Consider the following 22,441-nt stretch of genomic DNA (forward strand, 5'->3'; position numbering starts at 1 on the left):
TCCCTCAGTTGAACTTGATCGATGAAAGGTCGACACCCGCCGCCGCCAGCGCATCGCTGGATTTCGGTCGGATACCGGTCGGCATGAAGCGCCCGAGGATGTTGCCGGCCTCGTCTTTGCCTTCACGTTTGAAGACGAAGATGTCCTGCATGGTCACGATATCGCCCTCCATGCCGGTGATCTCGGCAATCGAGGTGACACGGCGGGTACCATCAGACAGGCGGTTCAATTGCAGAACAAAGTGAATTGCCGAAGCGATGGTCGCGCGGATTGCTGCATGCGGCAGCTCCAGCCCGCCCATCTGCACCATCTGCTCGACCCGGGAAAGCGCATCGCGTGGGCTGTTGGCGTGTACCGTCGTCATCGACCCGTCATGGCCGGTATTCATTGCCTGCAACATGTCGAATGCTTCGGAGCCGCGCACCTCGCCGATGATGATCCGATCCGGACGCATCCGCAGTGCGTTTCGCACAAGGTCTCGTTGGACAACGGCGCCAGTACCGTCGAGGCCAGCAGGCCGTGTTTCCATGCGCAAGACATGTTCCTGCTGAAGCTGAAGTTCTGCCGCGTCTTCAATCGTGACGATCCGCTCCCGAGGGCTGATATACGACGACAATGCATTCAGCATCGTGGTCTTGCCCGATCCGGTTCCGCCCGAGATCAGCACGTTCATCTTGGCTTCAACCAATCCCCGCAGCAGCTTGGCCGCGCTTTCGTTCAAGGCCTCATTCTTGATCAGGCGTTCCATCGTCAGCGGAACCCGCGAGAATTTTCGAATGGACAGCGCCGGCCCGTCCAGTGCGCAGGGCCGAATGATCGCGTTGACGCGGCTGCCATCTTCCAACCGCGCATCCACCCACGGTTGCCGTTCATCAATACGGCGACCAATCCGGCTGACGATCTTGTCGATGATCCGCAGCAGATGACGTTCGTCCCGGAAGCGTGCCGATGTCTTTTCGAGGATGCCGGAGCGCTCGACAAAAATCTGCGTGTGGCCGTTCACGAGGATATCGTTGATCGTGGGGTCGGCCAACAACGGTTCCAGCGGACCCAGTCCAAGCACTTCGTGCATCAGCTCTTCGACAAGCTGCTTGACCTCCTCGCTGCGCATCGCACGGCCTTCGGCACGCAGCAGTTCGGTAACATGTCGCCCAATTTCGCCCCGCAGCGTTTCTTCCTCGACCTTTTCGATAACGGCGAGGTTCAGCTTGTCCAGCAAGGAGTTATGCAGTCGCGCCTTCAGATCTATCCGATCGTTCTGGATGTCATGCATCAATACGAGGTCATCGCCGGAGCCATGAACCGGCTTGCCGATCTGAGCAAACTGCTTGGTGTCCAACGGCACAACTTTCGAAGCGTCCGGTTTTTCCTGGCCTGGTCGGTCGAATTCTCGAAACATCTACTTAACCTTCTGCAAATATTTAACTATTCCGAAACACTCTGCCTCAGTGCTGGCCGACCCGAGGCGGCAAAGACAGGCATGTCTCGTGTGCCAGCTTTCGGATTGCGCGTGTCATCGGTGCGCGGGATGAAACATCTTCCAACGGCACGCCCCGATCGACCGACTCGCGTACTGTGCGCTCGTCGCGAGGCACCCAAAATGCAAAGTCCTTTTCAAGGAGTTTTGCCGCCGCTCTGTGGTGCGCCGCCGGAATGATGGGTTTCTTTTCAAGGTTGGCGACCAGTTGAATTTCCAGTGCTGGATTTTCCGCTTGGTAGAAATCCATCAGCTTGCGGGCCGAGCGAACGGACGGAACGGCAACGTCCGTCACCAAATATAGACGGTCCGCTTGCGTCAGGACGGGCGTAATCCATTCCACCAGCGCCCGCGGCAAATCTACCACGACGTAGTCATGGGTACGTTTGAGGGAATCCAGAATGGCCGAAATCTGCTCTTCCTTGATTGCAGTCAACGGACCATAGCGCGACGGAGCCGCCAGGATATCGACCCCGCAGGGCGACTTGACCATCGCCTGTTCCAAAAAGGCACTATCGGGAATGCTGCCTTCCATGGCCATGCGCCACATCGCGTCGCTTTCGGCGACATCCATCAAGGCCGCAATCGAGCCGAACTGAAAGTCCAGATCCACCAGTGCAACCGAGTTCGACGCCGTCTTTTTCAGGAAGCCGGCCTTGGATTGAAGCTCGTTCGCCATATTGGCGGCAACCAAGGACGATCCGACGCCACCGCGAGATTTGCCAACCGCGATCAACTTGCCAAGTGTGGCTTGTCCACCCCAAACGGCGGGAAGCTGCGCCTGCCGCCGGGCACGGATCGCATCCACCTGCGGAATGATCTCCTCATGGATTGCATTGCGCGGCAGCACGTCATCAACTCCAAGCTTTTTGAGCTGTCGGGCCTTCTCAAGCGGCAGATCTTCAGACGCCAGGGCGATAATGATCGCATTGGGCATGCGCGCATCACAAATCTGCTGCGCGGTCTGCAGCAGCTCTGGCGAACTGTCATCCACATCGAACAGAACCACGTCATGACGCGCTGACAAGGCAACGGCCGACCCGTTGACCCGCGCGACAGTGTCCTTGCGGCCCGTAAAGCGGCAATTGCTCAGCCCCTCCAACGACGTTTCGATTGCCGCGAAAATCTCTTCGTCCGGTGAAATCAACAGCACTGAAATCTGCTTGGCACTCATGACTCTTCTCCTTACTCAACGGCACCGATGGCAAGATCCTCGGCCGGGACGGATGTGCTCATCGTTGGGATTGAAATGGTGTTGGGGCTGCTGGCGGATATAGCAGGGTTGCCAGCAGCAAGGGCGACCAGAGGCCCAATTGGCAGCGCGAAATCGTAGTCCAGGTTTACCAGTTCGGCTGTAACCACCGGCGTATAGGGTCCACCAAGAAAACCAAGACGAGGATCGTGCGAATAGTTGATTTGCACATTTGCCGCGGTGGCTCCGGGCGGCAGCAGCATTTCGATCTCGTCCCAGATCCGGCTGCCATAGGCGGTTGATGCGTCAAGCTGACACGGCGCCGGCAGGTTCGGAGTGGCGCAGATGCTGCCGCTGCGGCACAGCGCGCCGAACTTGGTTGTTGCGGGGGCGCCACCGGCCAGCGTGTGCGTGGCTGGCATCGCGCCACACAGTGGCGGCCCGACCGTGGCAAGCCGAGAGGCTTTTTGCATCGCTTTCTGCGCCATCGTCGTGGACCAGTAGAGCCGTCCGTACTCGAGAATTCCAAACACGAGCACCAGGAACAACGGAACGACCATGCCCAGCTCGACCAGGGCCGATCCGTTTTCACGTCGCCAGAAAGCGCGCAGCATATGCAGGTTACCCGTCATACCCCAAACACCCGGCTCTGATCCGAGATCTCGGTGTCGAGAGGCCCCAGCGCTGCCCCGAAAAGGCTGAAAACGTTTCCAAAAAGGTACTCGATCCGGATCTGAGCCGTGACCTCGACCACCGAAGTCGGATTGATCCGGTACACGCCAGCCCGCGAGATACAGCGCGGTGTGACGTCGATGACGGTTGTGCCATGCGGCATGATCGACGAACCGCCCAACTGGTTCTGGACGATGTCCGTGGCCAGCGCGTCATAGCTGCCGACCCCGCCCGCTGCGCACAAGTCCAACGGCGCGATCCGCGCGATCATACGCGAGGCATCGCGCACCCCGGCCGACGTTGCCTGATGAATCCAGGTGATACGCCCACCTTCGATGATCACGGCAAAGAACAGCAGGATCAACGGAAGTACGATCCCGAACTCGACCATCGGGGCGCCGGCCTCGCACGACCGCAACCGTCGGATATGCCGAACAAGCCGAGTCATCGATACAACCTCACGACATCGCGAAAAATGCCGTCATCGCTGCTGCCACCGACTCCACCACCGACCTGCTCGACCACTTCGACATAGATGTCAAAATCCGTCCCCGAGGATTCTTCGAGCGGCTGGATCAGGAAAACCTTTACAAACTCCTGCACCGGAACGTTCTCCGCGCGTCCCGCGACGGGATTGGCACCGCAGTTTATGGCGGCTGCGATAAATGTGCGGCGGTCAGGGTCGTCCAGCGTTGTGCTCGCGCATTGCGGGCGGCCGGACTCGCTGCGCCCAAACAGCACATCACCCGTACCAGCCCTGGTGATCTCGTCGAGATACATTTCGTATCGCGTGTTACCCGTCGGGTTACCCAGCGGGTGCGGCGTCAGATCATTGGCCGGACCGTCGCCATAGTTCATGTCCAAATAAGCCGCTTTGCCGGAGGTCCAGACACCGTTTCCAAAACGGCCGCCATGCGCGCAGGTGCCGGCGGCGAAGCAATCGTCGGGCGGAAACGGCATCGAGTCGGTCGAAACCTCGGGATTGTTCTTCAGACAGCTTCCGCCAGAGTTTTCCCAGCCCGCGATGACCTGCGGTCCGGGCGCATAGTCTTCATCATTCTTGAGGTTGCTCATCGTCGAGTGGAAAATATCGAACCGTGAATTGTAGATTGCGCTGCCAATGCCATTGCGCTGACCGGGCTCGGTATCAACACCGCGCTGAGACACGCATTGCGTCAGGTTTCCATGCGCCGCGATCAGGCAGATATAGAGTTTTGATCCGGTCTGCCCCGCGCAAGGACCGTTGGGGTTTATGCCGATGTCCGTCGGGTCGAGGAAACCAAAATTCCCCGGCCCCCAAGCGGCACCGTTACCTCCAGTGCGCAACTTGATGGTTGACCCTTTGTTCGCATTCGCTGTCCAGCCGGGAGGGATGCAGAACATCAACGGCGTCACATCACAGGCATATTGGGTGTAACCCGCAATCGCGACGGCCTCGACATCCTCATCCGGGCGCGTCACCCCCAACAGATCCGAGAGGGCCCGACCGAACGGAAGGAAAACGGTTCTAGGGGTCGCGGTCACCTCAACCAGAACGGCAAGAGCGGGATCGGTCGTCACAAACCCATCGACTGGATCATTGTCATCCGGATCGGCGGCAGGATCGGGCAGTCCCGACAGAAACCGCAGCGAATAATCTGCGGCCGTCCCCAGATCTTGGCTGCCCTCGGCAAAGAACTGGGAGTCTTCGATCATTCCGGCTGCAGCGGCCGTGGCGCGTGTGATCGCATCACTACCGCCATCCAGTTCTCCGGCGGCGGCCAGAGCCACGTGATCGGTATAAGCCTGCAGGTCGGTCTGCGTAGAAGCCAATCGCCCAAGATCAAAGGTCAGCGCCGCCATGCCAACGATCACGGTCATGCAAATTCCGACGAAAACCAGAATGGTCCCCTGTTCGTCGTCCTTTATGTTGCGCAGCGTGGGCATGAACAGACCTCGGGAGCGATCAGTTGGACACGGTTGTATTCGAGGGGTTGCCTGCAACAGGAACTTCCTGGACGTCCGTGGTACCCCGACGCACCTTCACGATCGGCTTGGGCGCGCCCTCTGCAACCGGCGACTTTTCAAGCAGAATGTCGCTGAGGCGGATGGCCTCCAATGGCTTGTCTTCCTGGATTTGCAGGGACCGCAGCGACAGGCTGAGTTGCCCGGCCTTCTGAGCCAATGCCAACCGCTGTCCCTGGTCCGGCGTGACTTCGACAGTCACCGTTCGGGCAATCCCGGGCTGGTCGACATCTTCATCTGCCGTCTGATCAACACCAATGACACGGATGTTTTGCAGGATCGTCACCGCCCGCAGCGACTCGTTCTTGCCCTGCGTCAGCACGATATCAACAAAGTCACCTGGTGTGACGAAGCCGCCAACACCGGTCTGCGCATCCACATTGATGGCCATTGCGCGATTGTTCTCGCCCAAGGTCTGAACGATGGTGACCTTTTCACCGAAGTCAGAAACCTTTGATGCCAACAGGATTTCACCCTGCGCCAACGCGCGCTTGGCGCGTCGCGGATCGACACCTGCTGTGGGCAGAACATCTTCGAAACTTGTAAATACACCTGCCGGCACAGAATCCGCTGGCCAGTCGATGGCGGTCAACTTGTGACCTTCAATCGGAGATCCGAACGGGATCTCTTCTGCTGCTGCGACCACGCGAACGATCGTCGGATCAGCGGCGGCCTGGCTCCGTCTCAGCTGCTCCTGCGCGATCATCACGGCGCCACCCGCCAGACCCACGCCAAGAATAGTCATCATCAAGGATTTCAATCGCATAGGTCCCTCCAAATAGCCGGGCCGGTCATTCTGAAAACGTGGGGCCAGTCCTAGGCCCAAACTGCGTCACGCGGGACACCGAATGCTGTGACTGGACTGGTTCTGGCTTCCCGCCCTCTCCGCGGCGGAAAACCAGTTGCTTTTAAGGCCAAAACAGCAGGATTACGGCCGTGTTGCAGCCGTGTTGGCGTCATTGAAGTTGGTGTTGGTTGTGCCGCCCAGACCGGTCAGCAGGGTCCCGCCAACAGCGATCGCGATGAACAGTGCGATACCGTATTCGACAAGAGTGGCGCCACGCTCGTCACGGCGCAGACGAATAAAAAGACTACGAATTGCCTTCGACATGATTTGAACTCCAGTTTGTACTCATTAATGTGCGTATTTCGCACAGGAACGAGGGTTCCCCCGTCAGTTCAAATCGTATCGAGCCCGCATCTGGCAAACCTCCCCACAAACGAAAAGGAATTCCCGTTTAACGCGAGAATTCGTTCATTTTGGCTTTTTTGTGGCGGGATTTTGGCGCGAAATAGTCCGAGTCCAGCTCAGCTTTCGAGCTTCAAGCGGGCCAATATCAAAGTGTTTTGGAGCGGGTAGCGGGAATCGAACCCGCGCGTTCAGCTTGGGAAGCTGACAGGCTACCATTACATCATACCCGCCGCTGGGTGCTGAATATCACCCGTCCTTCGCAGAGTTCAAGATGCTTCGATCAGCGCGGCAAACAAAAAGGCCGGGCAGATTGCCCGGCCCGTTGACAAAGCAGCCTACTCAGGCCCGGCGACGTCGAGCACCGCCCCGGCGGCCACGTGCGCTCTCGCCTTCGGCGCCTGCAGCATCGGCCGGTTTGTTGAACTTGATCCACTCGCCGCCATGCGGGTCGTTGTTGGTCAGCAGGTTGGCGGCGCGGATGGCCTCCATTTCCTTGCCGGCGCGCGGCTTGGTCGAACCCAGACCGAACATCTGAACGAAGGTTTCGTCGTCCATGCCGTCGGGCAGGATGATGCCCGCCGCCGCAACCTCGGCCTTTTTCTCGGCAATCTTCTTCTGCGTCACCGGCAGCGCCACCGGGTTCATGATGGCCGAGGTCATGCCCGCGCCCATCGCCATCGGCAGGAAGGCGTTGTTGATGCCGTGACGGTTCGGCAGACCGAACGAGATGTTGGACGCGCCGCAGGTGGTGTTCACGCCCAGCTCTTCGCGCAGGCGGCGTACCAGGGCAAAGACCTGCTGGCCGGCAGTAGCCATCGCGCCGATCGGCATTACCAACGGGTCCACAACGATGTCGTGGGCCGGAATGCCGTAGTCAGCTGCGCGCTGAACGATCTTCTTGGCAACCTCAAAGCGCACGTCGGGGTCTTCGGAAATGCCCGTGTCGTCGTTCGAAATCGCCACGACCGGCACGTTGTATTTCTTGACCAGCGGCAGAACCAGTTCCAGGCGGTCCTCCTCACCGGTGACCGAGTTCAGCAGCGGGCGGCCTTCGGCGGCCTCCAGCCCGGCCTCCAACGCACCCGGAACCGAGCTGTCGATGCACAGCGGCACGTCGACCAGACCCTGCACCATCTCGACGATCTGTCGCATCAGCGGCGGTTCGGTCTCGTTCGGGTTGGGGTTCGAGTTGTAAACCACGCCTGCGTTGATATCGAGCACGGTCGCCCCGGCCGCGACCTGCGCCAGCGCGTCCTGTTCGACGGTCGAGAAATCGCCCGCTTCCAGCTCGGCGGCCAGCTTCTTGCGGCCGGTCGGATTGATCCGCTCGCCGATCACGCAGAACGGCTGATCGAAGCCGATGATCGCGGTTTTGGTCTTTGATTCTACGACTGTACGGGTCATGTCCGGTCCTTAAGCGTTTACAGGCTTCGCCGAGGCGCCGCCGTTTTCGATGGCCCAGTTGGCATTGGTCTTGATGCCGCCAAGCGGGAAGAAGTGTACGTTGGTGATGTTGAAGTCGGGGTTGGCCGCCTTGTGCTGGGCCAATTCGGTAATCACGTCGGTCGGCTCGTAGGGCAGCAGCAGCTTGGACACGTCCATGGCGCGCTTCTGCAGCACCTTCAGCGACGGGCCCACACCGCAGGCGATCGCGAATTTGATCAGCGTCTGCAGCTTGGCCGGACCGGCGATGCCGATATGGATCGGCAGGTCGATCCCGGCCGCCTTCAGACCGTCGGCCCATGCGATGATCGGCTTGGCGTCAAAGGCAAACTGGGTGGCCAGCGCCATTTCGGCGTCGGTGGTTTCGCTGAATTTCTGCTTCCAACGCAATGCCTCGTCCACATTCTTGGTCGAGCCGTCCGGGTCGATATCCTTGTTGCCCTCGGGGTGACCTGCGACGTGCAGACGCTTGAAGCCCGCCTTGTCGAACAGACCCGTTTCCAGCAACTGCATCGAGCTCTCGAACTCGCCATGCGGCTTGGCAACGCCTCCGGCCAGCAGCAACGCCTGATCGACGCCCGCCTCGCCCTGATACATGTTGATCCAGTTCTCCAGCGTCGCCGCGTCCTTGATGATGCGGGCCGGAAAATGCGGCATTACCGGATAGCCCTCGGCCGCGATCCGCTTCGCGGTCTTGACCATATCCTCGATGGGCGTGCCCTCGATATGGGCGATGTAGACGCGCGTGCCTTCGGGAAGCAGGTCGCGGAAATCCTCGACCTTCTCGGCAGTACGCGGCATGACTTCGATCGAATAACCCTGCAAGAAGGCTTCGACGGTCGGGTTCACCGGGGCCTTATCGGCCGCATCACGTTTCTTGAAGTTCAGCAAAGCCATTGCGGCCTCCCATAAAGATCTGGGGCTCATGCCCAACCGTCATTTGCGATCAGAGCCTTGATGCGGTCCTGATCGTATTCCGTTTCCAGGCGCAACGCTTCAGCCTCGGCGATCTCGGTCGGGTCGCCCTCAACCTCGAACGGCTCGGCTTTGCGCCACTCGGCCAGATAGGCATCACTGTCCTTGGCGTTCACCTTCATGGCGGCGCGGTCGATGGCTTGCTCGAACCGCACATCCAACTGTCGTTTTGCGCCACGGCGGCCCTTGCCCACGATGACCTGAGCGGGGATGTCGCGCCAGTAAACGATGGTGACGTCAGGCATTGGTCTTGATTCCTCCTAACCAGATGGTCCGGTTCTAAACGGCTATGTGGGGCCGGGTCGGTCGGATTTCGACACCCGGGGCTTTTCCAGCGACGTTTTGCAATTCGGGATACAGGCCCTGCACCGGTTTCTCCAGTGTCGGGGTCCATCAAAATCCTCATGACTTTAATGAGCGTCTTGCACGACGCGCGCCCGCGACCTAAGGTCGGGGTAACTCGAAAATCGGAGGGCGTGACGATGGCGCCCAAGCGTCCCAAAGGTGCGGGCGCGTTCCCGAAGGTGGTCGAAAGCCCCGCGCCGGCAAGACCCGATCCAGACGCCCTGTATGCTGCGCTGGATCTGGGAACAAATAGCTGCCGCATGTTGATCGCCCAGCCTAAGGGCAGCGGGTTCCATGTGGTGGACAGCTTCTCGAAGTCCGTGCAACTGGGCTCGGGGCTTGAAAGGACCGGACGGCTGTCGCGGTCCTCCATGGCGCGTACCATTCAAGCCTTGCGCATTTGCCAGCAGAAGCTGAAGCGCAACAAGGTCAAGCGCATGCGGCTGGTGGCGACCGAGGCCTGCCGCCGCGCCCGAAACTCACGCGACTTCATACGTCAGGTGAAGCGTGAGACTGGCCTGACCCTTGAAATCATCCAACCCGAGGAAGAAGCCCGTCTGGCGGTCATTTCCTGTGCTCCGCTGGTCAGCACCAAGACCGAGCAGTTGCTGGTCGTCGATATCGGCGGCGGCTCGACCGAGCTTGTCTGGATTGACCTGTCCTCGGTTCCGCGACGCGACCGTTCAACGGCGATCATGCGGCTGCATAACGGGTTTCACACCGTCGACAGTCCCTTTCCCGCCGCCAAGGTGGTGGACTGGATCAGCGTTCCACTGGGCGTCGCCACACTGCGCGATCAGTTCCACGATGTCGAAGACGATGCTGCCCGCTTTGCCCTGATGAGTTGGTTTTTTGAAGAAAACCTCGCCGATTTTGCGCCCTATAAGGACGAACAGGCCCGTGAGGGGTTTCAGATCGTTGGCACCAGCGGCACCGTCACAACCGTTGCTGCCTCTCATCTGGGCCTGAAACGCTATGACCGGACCAAGGTGGACGGCCTGCGCATGACCAGCGATCAGATCGACAAGGTCATTCGCGGCTATCTGGAGCTCGGCCCTCAAGGCCGCCGTCGCGATCCGCGCATCGGCGAGGACCGGCAGGCCCTTATCATGTCCGGATCTGCCATCTTGCAGGCGCTGTTGCGCTGCTGGCCGACCGACCGCCTCTCGGTGGCGGACCGCGGGCTGCGCGAGGGTTTGCTTTATGCACAGATGAGCGCCGATGGCGTCCTGGAAGACGGGCCGTTTTGAGAAAGCTCTGCGCTGCATGCCGCTTGCGACCATAGCGATCGCCTACCGGGTTTCGACGGCTGCAACCACGATCTGTGCGCTTGAGGCTGCCGGGTTCAAGGTGTTCAGCCCGGGTTTTCACATCGCCAACACCGTTCCGCATTATGCTTTGGCGATTGGCGGTATTGGGATCGCCGTGCCGGTGGTCGACTCGGCAGAGGCGCTAGAACTGTTGCACAGTTTTTCGAGCCCACCGCCGACATCTGGCACCCTCGGCGGGAAGGTCTTGAACGGTCTTGGATGGGTGGCATTTGGTATTTCTACGCCCTGGCCCGATCTGCTATTGATGGAGCGGTCGATATCATCGGCTTGATGCCACATGAACAAGCGGGTAAAGGCCTCGCAGTCTTCAGGAGACCTTTTTAATGGCCAAGAAACCCAGCGGCAAAAACACTTCGGGACGCGGGCAACGTGACCTGAAGGTCAAGGTCAAAACCGCGCGCGGACGCAAGCTCAGTTCGACCCGCTGGCTCGAGCGGCAGCTGAATGATCCGTATGTCAAGCGTGCGCAGGCCGAGGGGTATCGGGGTCGCGCGGCCTACAAAATTCTGGAGTTGGACGACAAGTTCCGCTTTCTGGTTCCTGGCGCACGCGTGGTCGACCTTGGCTGCGCGCCCGGTGGCTGGTGCCAGGTCGCGGTCAAACGTGTGAATGCGCTGGGCGAGAAATCGGGCAAGCGGATCGGGACGGTTCTGGGTGTCGACCTGCAAGAGGTCGAGCCCGTGGCGGGTGCCGAAACCCACGTTCTGGACTTCATGGAAGACGATGCCGACGAGAAGGTAAAACAGTGGCTTGGCGGCAAGGCCGACGTTGTCATGTCGGACATGGCCGCCGCGTCCTCCGGGCACAAGCAGACCGACCACCTGCGGATCATGGCGCTGTGCGAAACCGCCGCCTATTTCGCCTTTGACGTGCTGGAGGTCGGAGGAACCTTTGTCGCAAAAGTTCTGGCTGGTGGCGCCGAAGGCGATCTGCAAAAACTTCTGAAGCAGAAGTTCGAGAAAGTGGCAAACGTCAAACCGCCAGCTTCACGGTCGGACAGTTCGGAAAAATTCGTGGTGGCAACCGGTTTTCGGGGCTGATCAGTCGTCGTCCAGTGCGATTTTGTCGGCTACAATCCGCTGCGGCCGCAACGACGCCGCCGCGATCCCCTGCAGCAGCAACGCCTCGCCATGGTTAAGATACCTGGCCGGCTTGTTGCGCAACTCGTCGATCCGCTGATCCAGCGAGACCCGGCGCGTGGCCACAGGTTGGTCGAGCTTTGTCGACGGGCGTTTCAAATACAACATGGATTACCACATCCTGAACTGGTCAATGCCTTGACCTTGGATGTTGACCCGTAAATGGGACTGCAAAATGGCGCAACTGCGTCGCTTCGATGCCGGTTTACCGGCCCAGTTCCCGCGCAAGATCCTGAAGCGCTGGGCTGTCGGGCAGAGTCCGAAGACCCTCATCCAATACTTGTCGGGCTGCATCCGTGCCGCGGTTGATTTGGGCCAGCTGGATCAGCATTGGCCAAGCATCCTCGCGCTGGGGATCCAAGGATATCACCTGACGAAAGGCCTGTTCGGCGGCGACAGGGTTTCTCAGCGTCAGCGCCATCCCCCCAAGGACCAGGTGGGTTTCCGGGAAATCCAGACGGTTGGACAACGAGCGCTGCCAATCCGCCATGTTCTCACGCGCGTTGTTGCGCTGCAGAGGCGTCAAAGCCGCGGCGGGAATGGGCAGGAACTCCTTGGCAGCGGCAAGGCGCACACTTCGCACTGGGTCGGACAACAGCGGCGACAACCGGGCCACCCTGTCGTCCAGCCCTGCCGCCCGCTGCAACACCGCCGCGTTGGCGCGAACCAACGGGTCTTCATCGGTCAGCATCGCTGCTGTTTGCTCGGCCATTTCGGGCGTCGCGAAGGGTTGCAGCAGATAGGCGGCCGTCGCCCGCACGATGCCGGGCTGCGCGCCGTCCTGAGCAACAGCCAGTAACGCGGCCGGGTCGTCGACCTCTCCGGCAAATGCGGGGGCGAAAGCAGTCCCGAAATGGGGCGTACGATGATCGGAGTTCGGGAACCAGTCATTTATGGCGGCGGCGGCCCATGGCTGATCCTGATCCGCGTGGCAATCAGTGCAGGCATCCTCTCCCAAGCCCAGATCGGGGCGCGGCACACGGAAACTGTGATCGCGCCGGCCATCGACGCCCATATAGAGACGTTCGATCATGTGGCAGCTTTTGCACTGCGCCCCCTCGCCTCCCTCCGGGTGGTGGTGGTGTGAGGGATCGTCGTATTGCGCCTTTCGCAGTGATGGAAAATCGGGATTGCCGGCCGGAGAATGGCACTGCGTACAGACCGCATTGCCCTCGGCCTTTAAAGTTGCGCTGTGCGCCTCATGGCAATTCAGGCAGCCGACGCCTTGCGCATACATTTTGGACTGCAGAAACGATCCATAGACATAGACCTCGTCCAGTATTTGGCCGTCAGGCTGGTACAGACCCGGACGCAGAAGCGCCAGATTGTAGGCATCGTGAAATGGCGTGCCCGGTAGCGGGTTTCCGTCCTCCAGCGCTTCGCGGCGGGAATGACAGCCGGCGCATTGCTGAATCTCGACCTCGGTGTCGCCCGTACCCCAGATGATCGGAAATCCAAACTCGTTCAGCCCGGCAGGCGCGGGCTGACCTTTTGTCCAATCCAGATGAGCCGAGCCGGGGCCATGGCAGGCCTCACAACCCACGCCGATCTCAACCTGCTCGGAAGCAAAGGACTGGGTCTGCGGCTGAAAGTTCTTTTCGAACCCTGTCGCGTGGCACTCCGCGCAGCGGCCGTTCCAATTCTTGTAGGGGCCGGTCCAGTGCAACCCATCGTCTGGCGGCAAGTCCTGATCTGGATACAGGTGATACCAGCGCTTGGCCTGCGTGTCCCAAACCACATCAAAGCTCTGCAATCGGCCGGGCTCGGTTTCAAACAGATATTGCTGCAACGGCTCAACCCCCGCGACGGAATGAACCCTGTATTGCCGGCTTTGGCCGTCCTTCTCAGTCACGTCGGCAAGATAGTCCGACCCCTCCCGTCGAAACGTGACGGTCATGCCGTCATGAAAAAAGGTCGTATCATCGAAGTCGGCCACAATGGTGTCAGGCGTGGGCTCTGTCCAGGCCAAGGCGTGGTGGGATCCCGCCCAGGCTTGCACCTGTTCGTCATGACAATCACGACAAGCGTCCGAGCCGACATAGTCCTGCGCCCAAGCCAAACCGCCGTTCTGCAAAAGGGCGCATCCGGAAAACGCAATACCCCAGGCGATGCGGTGCCAATTTCTCATGAAGCTCCGACCTCGCCCTGGTTGTCGATGTCCATTAGCGCGCCGTTGAACTCTGCGCCGAAAATTAGGATGGCGGCGCACAGATACATGAAAATCAACGCGGCCATGGCCCCCGCCAGACCAGCATAGGTGGCGCTGTAGGTCGCGAATTGCGCGATATAGACCGAGAACCCCCACCCTCCGGCCGCCCACAACAGAAGGGTCAGCGCCACACCGGGCAGGATTTGCATGATGCGGTGACGCTTGGTCGGCAGGATCAGATGGGCCAGCAGAACCGTTCCCGCCGGCACCGCCACCGTGAAGGTCCAGCGCAAACGGTCAACCGACAGCCATTCGCCCACGTCCACGGCAGTATTCTCGGACACCAGACGTGTGTAGACCGGCAGCACCAGTTCAACCGCCGCGATCAGCAGGATCGCGGCTCCGCCCAAAATGACCAACCCGAGGCACAGCAGGCGCGTCTTCCAGAATGGCCAGCTGTCATTGTCATGATATGCCTGGTTCATGGCGGCACGTACGGCCGCCACTCCGTTCGAGGCAAAGTAGACGGCCAGCAGACCGCCCAGCGTGATCACACCGGAACCCGACCCGTCCAGAACCGCGCGCAATTCGGCCACGATGGGTTGGGCTACGTCCTGTGGCCACGCACCGAATATCAATTCGATCAGTTCGTCCGTCACATATCCCTGCGACAACGATCCGGCCAAAGCGACGGTGAACAGAACAAACGGAAACAGCGCCAGCATCAGCGACATCGCCACATGGCTGCTCATGACGAAACCGTTTTTGTCGCCGAAGCGTTGGACCGCCAGCCACAGCGCCCGGCCAAACCGGCCAAAAACGGGAATCGAAAGACGTGTCATTGGGAAACTCTAGCCTGCAATCCGCGTTGGAAGAACCAGCCAATGTGCCAATTGCACGAGATTCTTCCGAATAACTGTCTGGCCCGATTGCATAAAGCCCGCCGCCTGTGCAGGATTGCTCCACAAAACTCCAATCGCTGCCGGCTTGCGCCGGTATAGCCGAGGCCCCGCATGACGCCATCAGAGCCCCCCACCCGCACACCGCTGAGGTTGAGTGTCGTTCGCGACGTCACCATCGTGCTGACGCTTGTGGTTCTGGGGCTTTACGCAGGCGCCAGCTTTCTGATTCCGCTGACCATGGCCTTGCTGATCAACGTGCTGATCATCGCACTCAGCGATCGGGTGATCGCGCTGACCCGTGCTCCGGTCTGGCTTGCCAACCTGGCCGCCGTCACAGTGGTTCTGGCAGGCTTGTTCATGATCACCTACATCCTGGGCAGTCAGGCCACGCAGTTCGCGCGAACTGCGGGTACCTATGAAAGCCAGTTCGACGGCGTGATCAACCGCGTCACCGGTCTGGTCGGGAATGATGTCACCTCTTTTGTCCGGGACAACCTGATCAGCATCGACATGACCTCGGTCGCCCGGATTTTGCTGGGCAGCGCCACCTCGATGCTGAACCAGTTTTTCCTGATCAGCCTTTATGTGGCCTTCCTTATGGCCGAACGGCTGGCATTCCGCAAAAAGCTGCGGATTGCAGCCGGCAACCCCGTCACCGGAGCCGAGCTTTCTTCGGTTCTGGATGCGATAACCTTCAGCTTGCAGCGCTATGTCGGGGTCAAGACATTCATCAGCCTCGTTACCGCTGGAATCAGCTATTCGGTTTTTCGCGTGTTGGGTCTGGAATACGCGGAAACCTGGGCCGTTCTGACGTTTGCCCTGAACTTCATCCCATCAATCGGGTCGATCATCGCGGTGATCTTTCCCGCGATGATCGCACTCGTTCAATTCGAGACGATCGGCCCGTTCCTGATCATCGTCTTCGGGTGCGGTACCATCCAATTCCTGATCGGCAACTTCCTTGATCCGGCCCTGCTGGGCCGCTCGCTGAACATGTCGACCTTTCTTGTCATCCTCGCACTGACGTTCTGGACGACAGTCTGGGGCCTGATCGGCGCGTTTCTCAGCGTTCCGTTGACCGTGTGCATTCTGATCATCTTCAGCCACATTCCGGCCCTGCGCCCTATCGCCGTCCTCATGTCGCTGGATGGACGTCTGGCCGACGACGTCAAGTCGCACGGTCCTGATCGGGGCTGAACGCCCTGAAATCGGGGGTGGATCGGCCCGAGGTGCGCTGCTAACTTTCAAATATTGCAATGGATTGACCGAAAAGATCCAGCGGGTCCGGCGCAAACGCATGATTGACCATTTCTGATGATTGGACCGCCATGACACCGCTTGACCAAATCAACGATCTCAAAGCCCGGATGGCCCAATCGATCATTGGACAGACACAGGTCATCGACCGCCTTCTGATCGGGCTGCTGGCCAACGGGAACCTGCTGATCGAAGGTTTGCCCGGCCTGGCCAAAACCCGTGCCGTCAAGGCGATGGCGCGCAATCTTGATGCCGAATTCAGCCGCATCCAGTTCACGCCCGACCTGCTGCCGTCCGACGTGACCGGGACCGAGGTCTATACCCAGACCGACGCGGGCGGCACCTTTCGGTTCGAGCCCGGTCCGATCTTCGCCAACATCGTCCTGGCGGACGAGATCAACCGCGCGCCGGCCAAGGTTCAGGCCGCGCTGCTTGAGGCGATGGAGGAACGGCAGGTCACCGTGTCCGGCACCACCCACAAGATGGAGCCGCTGTTCATCGTGATGGCCACCCAGAACCCGATCGAGCAGGAAGGTACCTATCCGCTGCCCGAGGCGCAGATGGACCGGTTCCTGATGCATGTGCAGATCACCTACCCCCCGGTAGAGGACGAGGTGCTGGTGATCCGTCTGGTCCGCGGCGAGGACACCGCCGCCAATTCCGGAACCACCGCCGAGAAACCCTCACCGATCCCGCAAGATGCCGTCTTTGCCGCCCGGCAGGAGATCGGGCAGATACATGTCTCGGATGCGATGGATCGGTACATGGCCGATCTGGTTCAGGCCACCCGGACGCCGTCCGCGCTCAGCGATGACCTCGCCGCCTGGATCGAGATCGGCGCCAGCCCGCGGGCGTCGCTGGCGCTGGACAAATGCGGCCGGGCCCATGCCTGGATGAACGGGCGCGACTATGTCGACCCGGCCGACATCCGTGCCATTGCCCATGACGTGTTCCGCCACCGCGTCACGCTGAGTTTCGAAGCGCAGGGGGACGCCAAGACCGCCGATGACGTGATCGACGAGATCCTGAAGCTCGTCGCCCTGCCCTGATCGCAACAAAGGAGAGCCGCGTGTCCCCGACCGCAGCGACATCCCGCGACCCACGCATCCACGTCGATGCCCGCCACCTGCTGAGCCTCGGCGGGCGCACCGGCGCGCTCAGCCTTCTGCCGCGACAGCCTGCCCGTTCGGTGCTGAACGGCCGCCATGCCTCGCGCCTGCGCGGGCGCGGTCTGAATTTCGAGGAACTGCGCACCTATCTGCCCGGCGACGACATCCGCACGATCGACTGGAAAGTGACGGCCCGAACCGGCGAGCCGCATGTGCGCGTCTACACCGAAGAGCGCGACCGCCCGACGCTTCTGCTGGTGGATCAGCGGGTCTCGATGTTCTTCGGCACACAAGTCTACATGAAATCGGTGGTAGCGGCCGAGGCTGCGGCCATCGCCGCCCATCGGGTTCTGGCGCAAGGCGACCGCGTCGGCGGGATCGTGTTCGGCGATACCAATTTGGCCGAACATCGGCCACAGCGCCGCCCGGCGGCCTTGCGCCGGTTTCTGTCCTCGCTCGGCGCACTCAATTGCAGCCTGAATGCCGGGCTCCGCCCACAAGCCACGGTCTCGCTGAACCAGGTGCTGCAACAGGCTGCGCGCATCGCACATACCAATGCCTTGGTCTGCGTGTTCTCGGACTTTGACGGCCTGACCGACGGGTCCGAACGGCTGCTTAGCCGCCTGGCCCATTCCAACGACCTGATCCTGTTCGACATTTCCGACCCGATCTCGCACCACATGCCGCCCGAGCTTCGGCTGACGGTCTCGGACGGCGACCAGCAGATCGAACTGGACGCGTCAGACCGTCAAATGTCGGACCGCGTGACTCAAGCGATGGAGCAAAGACTGGCGCAGCTGCAATCCTGGTCGCGCCGATACGGGTTTCCCATTGTCCCGCTGACCACCGCCGAGCCCGCTTTGGCCCAGATCCTGAGGCTGTTCGGCCACCAACGGGGGCGGTCATGACCCCGGACACCGAAGACAAATCGCTGGTCGAGCTGCTGGACATGCTGAAACCGGCGCCCGAGCCGGCACCGATTTCCATGGTGCCGCAGACCTGGGGCTGGGTTGTTCTGGCGGTGGCGCTGTTGCTGGTGCTTGGTCTGGTCCTCGTGACGATCTGGCGGCACCGGCAGGCAAATGCCTATCGGCGCCTTGCGCTGAAGGAATTGGACCGGTGTCAGAATGACCCGGCCAAAGCCGCCGAGATCGTGCGCCGCGCCGCCCTTGTCGCCTTTCCCCGGTCTCAGGTCGCCGGTTTGACCGGTGCCGACTGGACGAATTTTCTGGGCCAAACCGCTGACATGTCGAGGTTTTCCGCCTCGGCCCTCGGCAATCTGGCGGCCGCCCCCTACCGCAAGGGGGTCACCGACCCCGATACCGCCGAACTGGCGCGGCACTGGATCAAGTCGCATCGGTCCAAGGGGGTGGCGTGATGTTCAGTTTCGCCGCGCCTTGGGTGTTTCTTCTGCTGCCACTGCCGGCACTGGTCTATTTCTTTGCTCCGCCACACCGGCAACGGGTCGATGCCATTCGCATCCCGTTCTTTCGCCACGTCGCCAAAGCAGCCGGGGCCGAGCCGCAATCCGGCTCGGTAACCCTGAGACGGACGCGGATTCAAACCGGTCTGGCGATCCTGATCTGGGTGCTGCTGGTTCTGGCCATGGCTCGGCCCGAACGGTTGGGCGACCCGATCGTCATCGAGAAATCCGCCCGCGACGTTGTGCTGGCCGTGGATATCTCGGGTTCGATGGACCAGCGCGATTTCAAGGCCGCAGATGGCACGCCCAAGCAGCGGCTGGAGGCCGTCAAGGACGTTCTGCGCGCCTTCATCGCCGCGCGCGACGGTGACCGGATGGCGCTGATCATCTTCGGCACCCGCGCTTTCGTTCAGGCCCCGTTCACCGAGGATGTGCAAAGCCTCAACGGCTTTCTGGACCAGATCGCCGTCGGCATGGCCGGTCCGAACACGGCGCTGGGCGATGCGATCGGACTGGGCATCCGCACCTTCGAGTCGAGCGAGGTTGACCAACGCCTGATGATCGTACTGTCGGACGGTGCCGACACCTCAAGCCGCATGACGCCGATCAATGCCGCGTCGATTGCGGCGGACAAGGGGGTCGTGATCTACACGATTGGCGTCGGCGACCCGAATGCCACGGGCGAAGACCGGGTCGACCTGGACGCGCTCAAGGACATCGCCAACAAAACCCAAGGCCAGTATTTCTTTGCCGATGATGAGGCCGCCCTGACCAAGGTCTACCAACAGATCGACGCCCAGAATCCCCGCGTGGTGGAAACCCAAAGCTACCGCCCGAGGGTCAGCCTTGCACATTATCCGCTGGCGGCGGCACTGCTCCTCATCCTCGCCAGCACCCTGGGCTTTCGCCTTTCACAGGGTCGGAGGCGCGCGACATGATCGACGCTCTGGCCCAGTTCCATTTCCTGCGCCCCTACTGGTTGTTGCTGTTGCTGCCTATTGCCGCCGTCTGGTGGCTGACCCGGCCCCGCAGACCGGGCAGCTCGGACCTGCCTGCGGGCATTGCATCCCACCTCGCGCAGGCACTGCGTCTGGGGGCCCAAGATCAACGGCGGGTCGGTCCGCTGGACCTCACCGCGCTCGCCGCCGGTCTTCTGACCCTTGCCGTGGCAGGGCCGACATGGTCACGGGCGCCGAACCCTCTGATCGCGGACACCGCGCCGCTGGTGATCGCGCTCAAGGTCACCGACAGCATGGAGGAGGCAGACCTGGCGCCGTCACGGCTGGACCGTGCAAAGTTGAAGATCACCGATCTGATCAACACTCGCGCAGGTGCGCCCACCGCCCTGATCGCCTATGCCGGAACGGCGCACCGGGTCGCGCCGCTGACCGAAGACGCCAACATCTTGCGCCCATTGCTCGAAGGCTTGACCCCGGCAGTCATGCCGGTCGCGGGCGATGCCGCCGGTGACGCGCTGACGCTGGCGCAGGACATTCTGGGCGATCAGATAGGCACGGGCGCGGTTCTCTTCGTACTTGACGATGTCGATCCGCAACAGGTTTCCGCATTGGGACAATCTGATACCCCGTTGTTTTTTCTGACAATGCTTCCGAATGGCCGCCAGATTCCGCAACTGGACGGCCTGCGCAGCGCCACGATCGTTCCCTTCTCGGGCGACGACCGTGACATCACCCGGCTGAACCGCGGGATCACCCGCAGTTTTTCCACGGCCCTGGGCGAGGATGACCGCGTCGACTGGCAGGACCGCGCCTGGATTTTGGCCTGGCCCGTCGCCTTGATCGCGCTGCTGTGGTTCCGACGCGGCTGGGTCATCCGCTGGGGGTTCGTGGTATTGCTGTTTCTGCCACAGTCCGGCGCGCGCGCAGACGGTTGGCGGGACTGGTTCCTGACCCCGGACCAGCAGGGCCAGATCGCCATGAACCGCAAGGACTACGCCGCCGCCAGCACGCTGTTTAACGATCCGTATCACCGAGGCTATGCCCAGTTGAAAGCCGGGCAATATGCCGAAGCCTCCGAGACCTTTGCCCAGCTTTCCACGCCCGAAGCGGCGTTTGCCGAAGGCATGGCCCGCATCCGAAATCGAGAGTATCGCCCGGCCATCGTAGCCTTTGAAACCGCGCTGGAGCGCCGCCCGGATTGGCCGGAAGCCGCGTACAACCTGGCCGTCGCACAGGCCATTCTGGCCGAGGTCGAATCCACCCGCGAGCAATCCGATACCGGCGAGGAGGCGGGCATCGGGGCGGATGACGTGGTATTCGACAACGAAGCCGGTCTGGGCGCGGACACCACGCAACAGGCCGAGACCGGGGACGCCGCGCCCCTGTCAGCCGACCAGTGGATCAGCGCCATCGACACCGACATGCAGGACTTCCTGCGCAGCCGGTTTGTTCTTGAAAATCAGGAGCGTTCCCAATGAGGTACTTCGCGCTCTTGATGCTGCTTCTGTGGCCCGCCCAGGCTTCGGCGCAAGCACCAGACATCCAGCCCCGCGTCACGATCGAAGTGCCGCCGGATCCGACAATCGTCGGCCAGCCCGCCATCGTTCGCCTGAAGGTGCTGGTGCCGACCTACATGCCAAATCCGCCGGTCTTTCCATCGCTTGAACAGGAAAACCTTCTGGTACGCCTGCCCGATCGCGCTTCGGGGCCGGTCAGCGAGAGCGTCGAAGGCCAAACATGGTCCGGGGTTCAGCGCAGCTATCGGCTGTATCCGTTGGCCCCCGGTACGTATGAATTTGCGGCGGCCGAGGTGCAGGTGACATTTGCCGATCCCGAAACCAACGATCCCGTTCAGGTCTCGGTTCCCCTGCCTGCCGTTCGCCTGACAGTCGGGATTCCTGACGCAGCCCGAGGATTGGATCCCCTGATAATCGCTGACGGGTTCGAACTGTCGCAGGAGATTGAGGGCGATACCAGCCTTCAAACCGGAGACGCACTGACCCGCACCCTGACGGCAAAGATCACTGGAACGACCCCGATCATGATCCCGCCTTTGTTACCCGGGATTGAGGACCCGTTGTTGCGAGCCTATCCCAATGAGCCCCGACTGTCGGAAACCGAAGACCGGGGCGTTCTGTCCGGCCAGCGCACCGACCGCGTGACCTATGTGGCCCAGGACGGCGGACAGACCCAATTGCCGGCTGTCGAGATCGATTGGTTCAACCTCAAGACCAACAAGGTTGAAACTGCGCGCGCCGATTCCGTCGACCTCGTTCTTGCGCCGCCGCCTTGGCAGCCTCCGGACCGGGAAACCGTTCTGCAGCTGGTCGGCTATTTCTTCATTGGGGTCGTGATATTATGGTTTGTTTTTCGCAAACTACATCCGGTTCTTTTGGCACGCTGGGCAGCGGCCAGGCAACGCAGGCTGGCCTCGGCAGCGCATGCCTTTTCGGAACTCAAGCAGGCTGTGCGCCAACAAGACTTGGCCCGTGTTTATCAAAAGTTGGAAGTCTGGAAACGGCGACTGGCCGACCCGCCAGACACTGCTGAATTCGAGGCTTCTCTGGGCGAAATCGGCGCGTCCAGATATGGCGGCGGCGATCAGCAAGCGGAAAACTGGAGCAAGGTCCGAGATTGCCTTGACCGTATCGCCCGCCCCCTAGGCCACTCTCAATCCGCTTTGCCCCAGCTCAATCCCTGACGCGGCTGCCAATTACTTACCTAACGTCAACCCAATCTGAGCCAAATCCCAGGGCGCTATCTTCAAACATAAGTATTTTTAGATTGGTCTTTGTGATAGTTATCAATTGCCTAGAGGGGCTTGTCTTGATTCCCCCTTTTTGCCGAACCGCCTGACCTGCGAAGGGCGTGT

At 60.9% G+C, this 22,441-nt stretch carries 23 protein-coding genes and 1 tRNA gene; 10 read left to right on the forward strand and 14 right to left on the reverse strand.

The genetic code is table 11. The features are described from left to right. Nucleotides 1-4 precede the first annotated feature (4 nt). The 11 genes from ACR0JC_RS02825 to ACR0JC_RS02875 form a co-directional block, all read right to left on the reverse strand. On the reverse strand, nucleotides 5-1,399 hold the full coding sequence (locus tag ACR0JC_RS02825) for a TadA family conjugal transfer-associated ATPase (RefSeq protein WP_170339076.1): 1,395 nt from the start codon (nucleotides 1,397-1,399) through the stop codon (nucleotides 5-7). Between the two features lie 46 nt (nucleotides 1,400-1,445). Further along, nucleotides 1,446-2,651, reverse strand: coding sequence for a CpaE/TadZ family protein (locus tag ACR0JC_RS02830; protein ID WP_170339074.1), 1,206 nt, complete (start codon nucleotides 2,649-2,651; stop codon nucleotides 1,446-1,448). An 11-nt stretch (nucleotides 2,652-2,662) separates the two neighbouring features. After that, nucleotides 2,663-3,301: a TadE/TadG family type IV pilus assembly protein gene (locus ACR0JC_RS02835; RefSeq protein WP_170339072.1), complete on the reverse strand. Its 639-nt coding sequence runs from the start codon at nucleotides 3,299-3,301 to the stop codon at nucleotides 2,663-2,665. Then, on the reverse strand, nucleotides 3,298-3,789 hold the full coding sequence (locus ACR0JC_RS02840; RefSeq protein WP_170338526.1) for a TadE/TadG family type IV pilus assembly protein: 492 nt from the start codon (nucleotides 3,787-3,789) through the stop codon (nucleotides 3,298-3,300). Before ACR0JC_RS02840 ends, ACR0JC_RS02835 begins: the two co-directional genes overlap by 4 nt. After that, a complete protein-coding gene (locus tag ACR0JC_RS02845; RefSeq protein ID WP_170339069.1) occupies nucleotides 3,786-5,267 on the reverse strand; it encodes a pilus assembly protein TadG-related protein in 1,482 nt (493 codons plus the stop codon). Before ACR0JC_RS02845 ends, ACR0JC_RS02840 begins: the two co-directional genes overlap by 4 nt. A 19-nt stretch (nucleotides 5,268-5,286) precedes the next feature. Further along, a complete protein-coding gene (cpaB, locus tag ACR0JC_RS02850) occupies nucleotides 5,287-6,111 on the reverse strand; it encodes a Flp pilus assembly protein CpaB (protein WP_170339066.1) in 825 nt (274 codons plus the stop codon). Nucleotides 6,112-6,273: 162 nt separating this feature from the next. Next, nucleotides 6,274-6,456, reverse strand: a complete 183-nt coding sequence (locus ACR0JC_RS02855) for a Flp family type IVb pilin (protein WP_093962121.1) — start codon at nucleotides 6,454-6,456, stop codon at nucleotides 6,274-6,276. A gap of 237 nt (nucleotides 6,457-6,693) precedes the next feature. Next, nucleotides 6,694-6,767: transfer RNA gene (locus ACR0JC_RS02860), tRNA-Gly, on the reverse strand. 109 nt (nucleotides 6,768-6,876) lie between these two features. Next, complete coding sequence (locus ACR0JC_RS02865; protein WP_170339064.1) at nucleotides 6,877-7,941, reverse strand: methyltetrahydrofolate cobalamin methyltransferase; 1,065 nt, start codon at nucleotides 7,939-7,941, stop codon at nucleotides 6,877-6,879. A gap of 9 nt (nucleotides 7,942-7,950) precedes the next feature. Continuing rightward, the gene (locus tag ACR0JC_RS02870; RefSeq protein ID WP_170339061.1) at nucleotides 7,951-8,877 is read right to left on the reverse strand and encodes a methylenetetrahydrofolate reductase; all 927 of its coding nucleotides are present in this window, start codon (nucleotides 8,875-8,877) and stop codon (nucleotides 7,951-7,953) included. 26 nt (nucleotides 8,878-8,903) lie between these two features. After that, nucleotides 8,904-9,200 (reverse strand): virulence factor, encoded by a 297-nt coding sequence (locus ACR0JC_RS02875; RefSeq protein ID WP_093962131.1) that lies wholly within the window; start codon nucleotides 9,198-9,200, stop codon nucleotides 8,904-8,906. A 237-nt stretch (nucleotides 9,201-9,437) separates the two neighbouring features. Between ACR0JC_RS02875 and ACR0JC_RS02880 the strand changes: the two genes are divergently transcribed. From ACR0JC_RS02880 to ACR0JC_RS02890, 3 genes are read left to right on the forward strand one after another with little or no spacing between them, the layout of a single operon-like run. Beyond that, nucleotides 9,438-10,550, forward strand: coding sequence for a Ppx/GppA phosphatase family protein (locus ACR0JC_RS02880; RefSeq protein WP_093962132.1), 1,113 nt, complete (start codon nucleotides 9,438-9,440; stop codon nucleotides 10,548-10,550). Between the two features lie 16 nt (nucleotides 10,551-10,566). Next, nucleotides 10,567-10,902 carry a hypothetical protein gene (locus ACR0JC_RS02885; RefSeq protein WP_170339059.1) on the forward strand — a complete coding sequence of 112 codons (336 nt, stop codon included), beginning with the start codon at nucleotides 10,567-10,569 and terminating at the stop codon, nucleotides 10,900-10,902. Nucleotides 10,903-10,954: 52 nt separating this feature from the next. Next, nucleotides 10,955-11,671: an RlmE family RNA methyltransferase gene (locus tag ACR0JC_RS02890; protein ID WP_170339056.1), complete on the forward strand. Its 717-nt coding sequence runs from the start codon at nucleotides 10,955-10,957 to the stop codon at nucleotides 11,669-11,671. Here the strand turns inward: ACR0JC_RS02890 and ACR0JC_RS02895 are convergent, their stop codons facing one another. From ACR0JC_RS02895 to ACR0JC_RS02905, 3 genes are all read right to left on the reverse strand, one after another. Next, nucleotides 11,672-11,878, reverse strand: a complete 207-nt coding sequence (locus ACR0JC_RS02895; RefSeq protein ID WP_170339054.1) for a hypothetical protein — start codon at nucleotides 11,876-11,878, stop codon at nucleotides 11,672-11,674. A gap of 97 nt (nucleotides 11,879-11,975) precedes the next feature. Then, complete coding sequence (locus ACR0JC_RS02900; RefSeq protein ID WP_170339052.1) at nucleotides 11,976-13,898, reverse strand: multiheme c-type cytochrome; 1,923 nt, start codon at nucleotides 13,896-13,898, stop codon at nucleotides 11,976-11,978. After that, nucleotides 13,895-14,761 (reverse strand): YihY/virulence factor BrkB family protein, encoded by an 867-nt coding sequence (locus ACR0JC_RS02905; protein ID WP_170339051.1) that lies wholly within the window; start codon nucleotides 14,759-14,761, stop codon nucleotides 13,895-13,897. The genes ACR0JC_RS02900 and ACR0JC_RS02905 overlap by 4 nt, the downstream gene beginning before the upstream one ends. A gap of 171 nt (nucleotides 14,762-14,932) precedes the next feature. Here ACR0JC_RS02905 and ACR0JC_RS02910 point away from each other — a divergent pair, with 171 nt between their 5' ends. The 7 genes from ACR0JC_RS02910 (at nucleotide 14,933) to ACR0JC_RS02940 (ending at nucleotide 22,270) form a co-directional block, all read left to right on the forward strand. Beyond that, complete coding sequence (locus tag ACR0JC_RS02910; RefSeq protein ID WP_170339049.1) at nucleotides 14,933-16,018, forward strand: AI-2E family transporter; 1,086 nt, start codon at nucleotides 14,933-14,935, stop codon at nucleotides 16,016-16,018. Between the two features lie 131 nt (nucleotides 16,019-16,149). Continuing rightward, nucleotides 16,150-17,127, forward strand: coding sequence for an AAA family ATPase (locus ACR0JC_RS02915; RefSeq protein WP_170339047.1), 978 nt, complete (start codon nucleotides 16,150-16,152; stop codon nucleotides 17,125-17,127). Nucleotides 17,128-17,147: 20 nt separating this feature from the next. Then, entirely contained in the window at nucleotides 17,148-18,095 is a 948-nt protein-coding gene (locus ACR0JC_RS02920; RefSeq protein WP_170339044.1) for a DUF58 domain-containing protein, read from the forward strand. Further along, a complete protein-coding gene (locus tag ACR0JC_RS02925; protein ID WP_170339042.1) occupies nucleotides 18,092-18,565 on the forward strand; it encodes a DUF4381 domain-containing protein in 474 nt (157 codons plus the stop codon). The genes ACR0JC_RS02920 and ACR0JC_RS02925 overlap by 4 nt, the downstream gene beginning before the upstream one ends. Beyond that, entirely contained in the window at nucleotides 18,565-19,548 is a 984-nt protein-coding gene (locus tag ACR0JC_RS02930; RefSeq protein WP_170339040.1) for a vWA domain-containing protein, read from the forward strand. The genes ACR0JC_RS02925 and ACR0JC_RS02930 overlap by 1 nt, the downstream gene beginning before the upstream one ends. Then, nucleotides 19,545-21,047, forward strand: a complete 1,503-nt coding sequence (locus ACR0JC_RS02935; protein WP_480763174.1) for a vWA domain-containing protein — start codon at nucleotides 19,545-19,547, stop codon at nucleotides 21,045-21,047. Before ACR0JC_RS02930 ends, ACR0JC_RS02935 begins: the two co-directional genes overlap by 4 nt. Continuing rightward, entirely contained in the window at nucleotides 21,044-22,270 is a 1,227-nt protein-coding gene (locus ACR0JC_RS02940; RefSeq protein ID WP_170339036.1) for a BatD family protein, read from the forward strand. Before ACR0JC_RS02935 ends, ACR0JC_RS02940 begins: the two co-directional genes overlap by 4 nt. The last annotated feature ends 171 nt before the right edge of the window (nucleotides 22,271-22,441 follow it).

The organism is Ruegeria sp. CH5 (assembly GCF_056537025.1).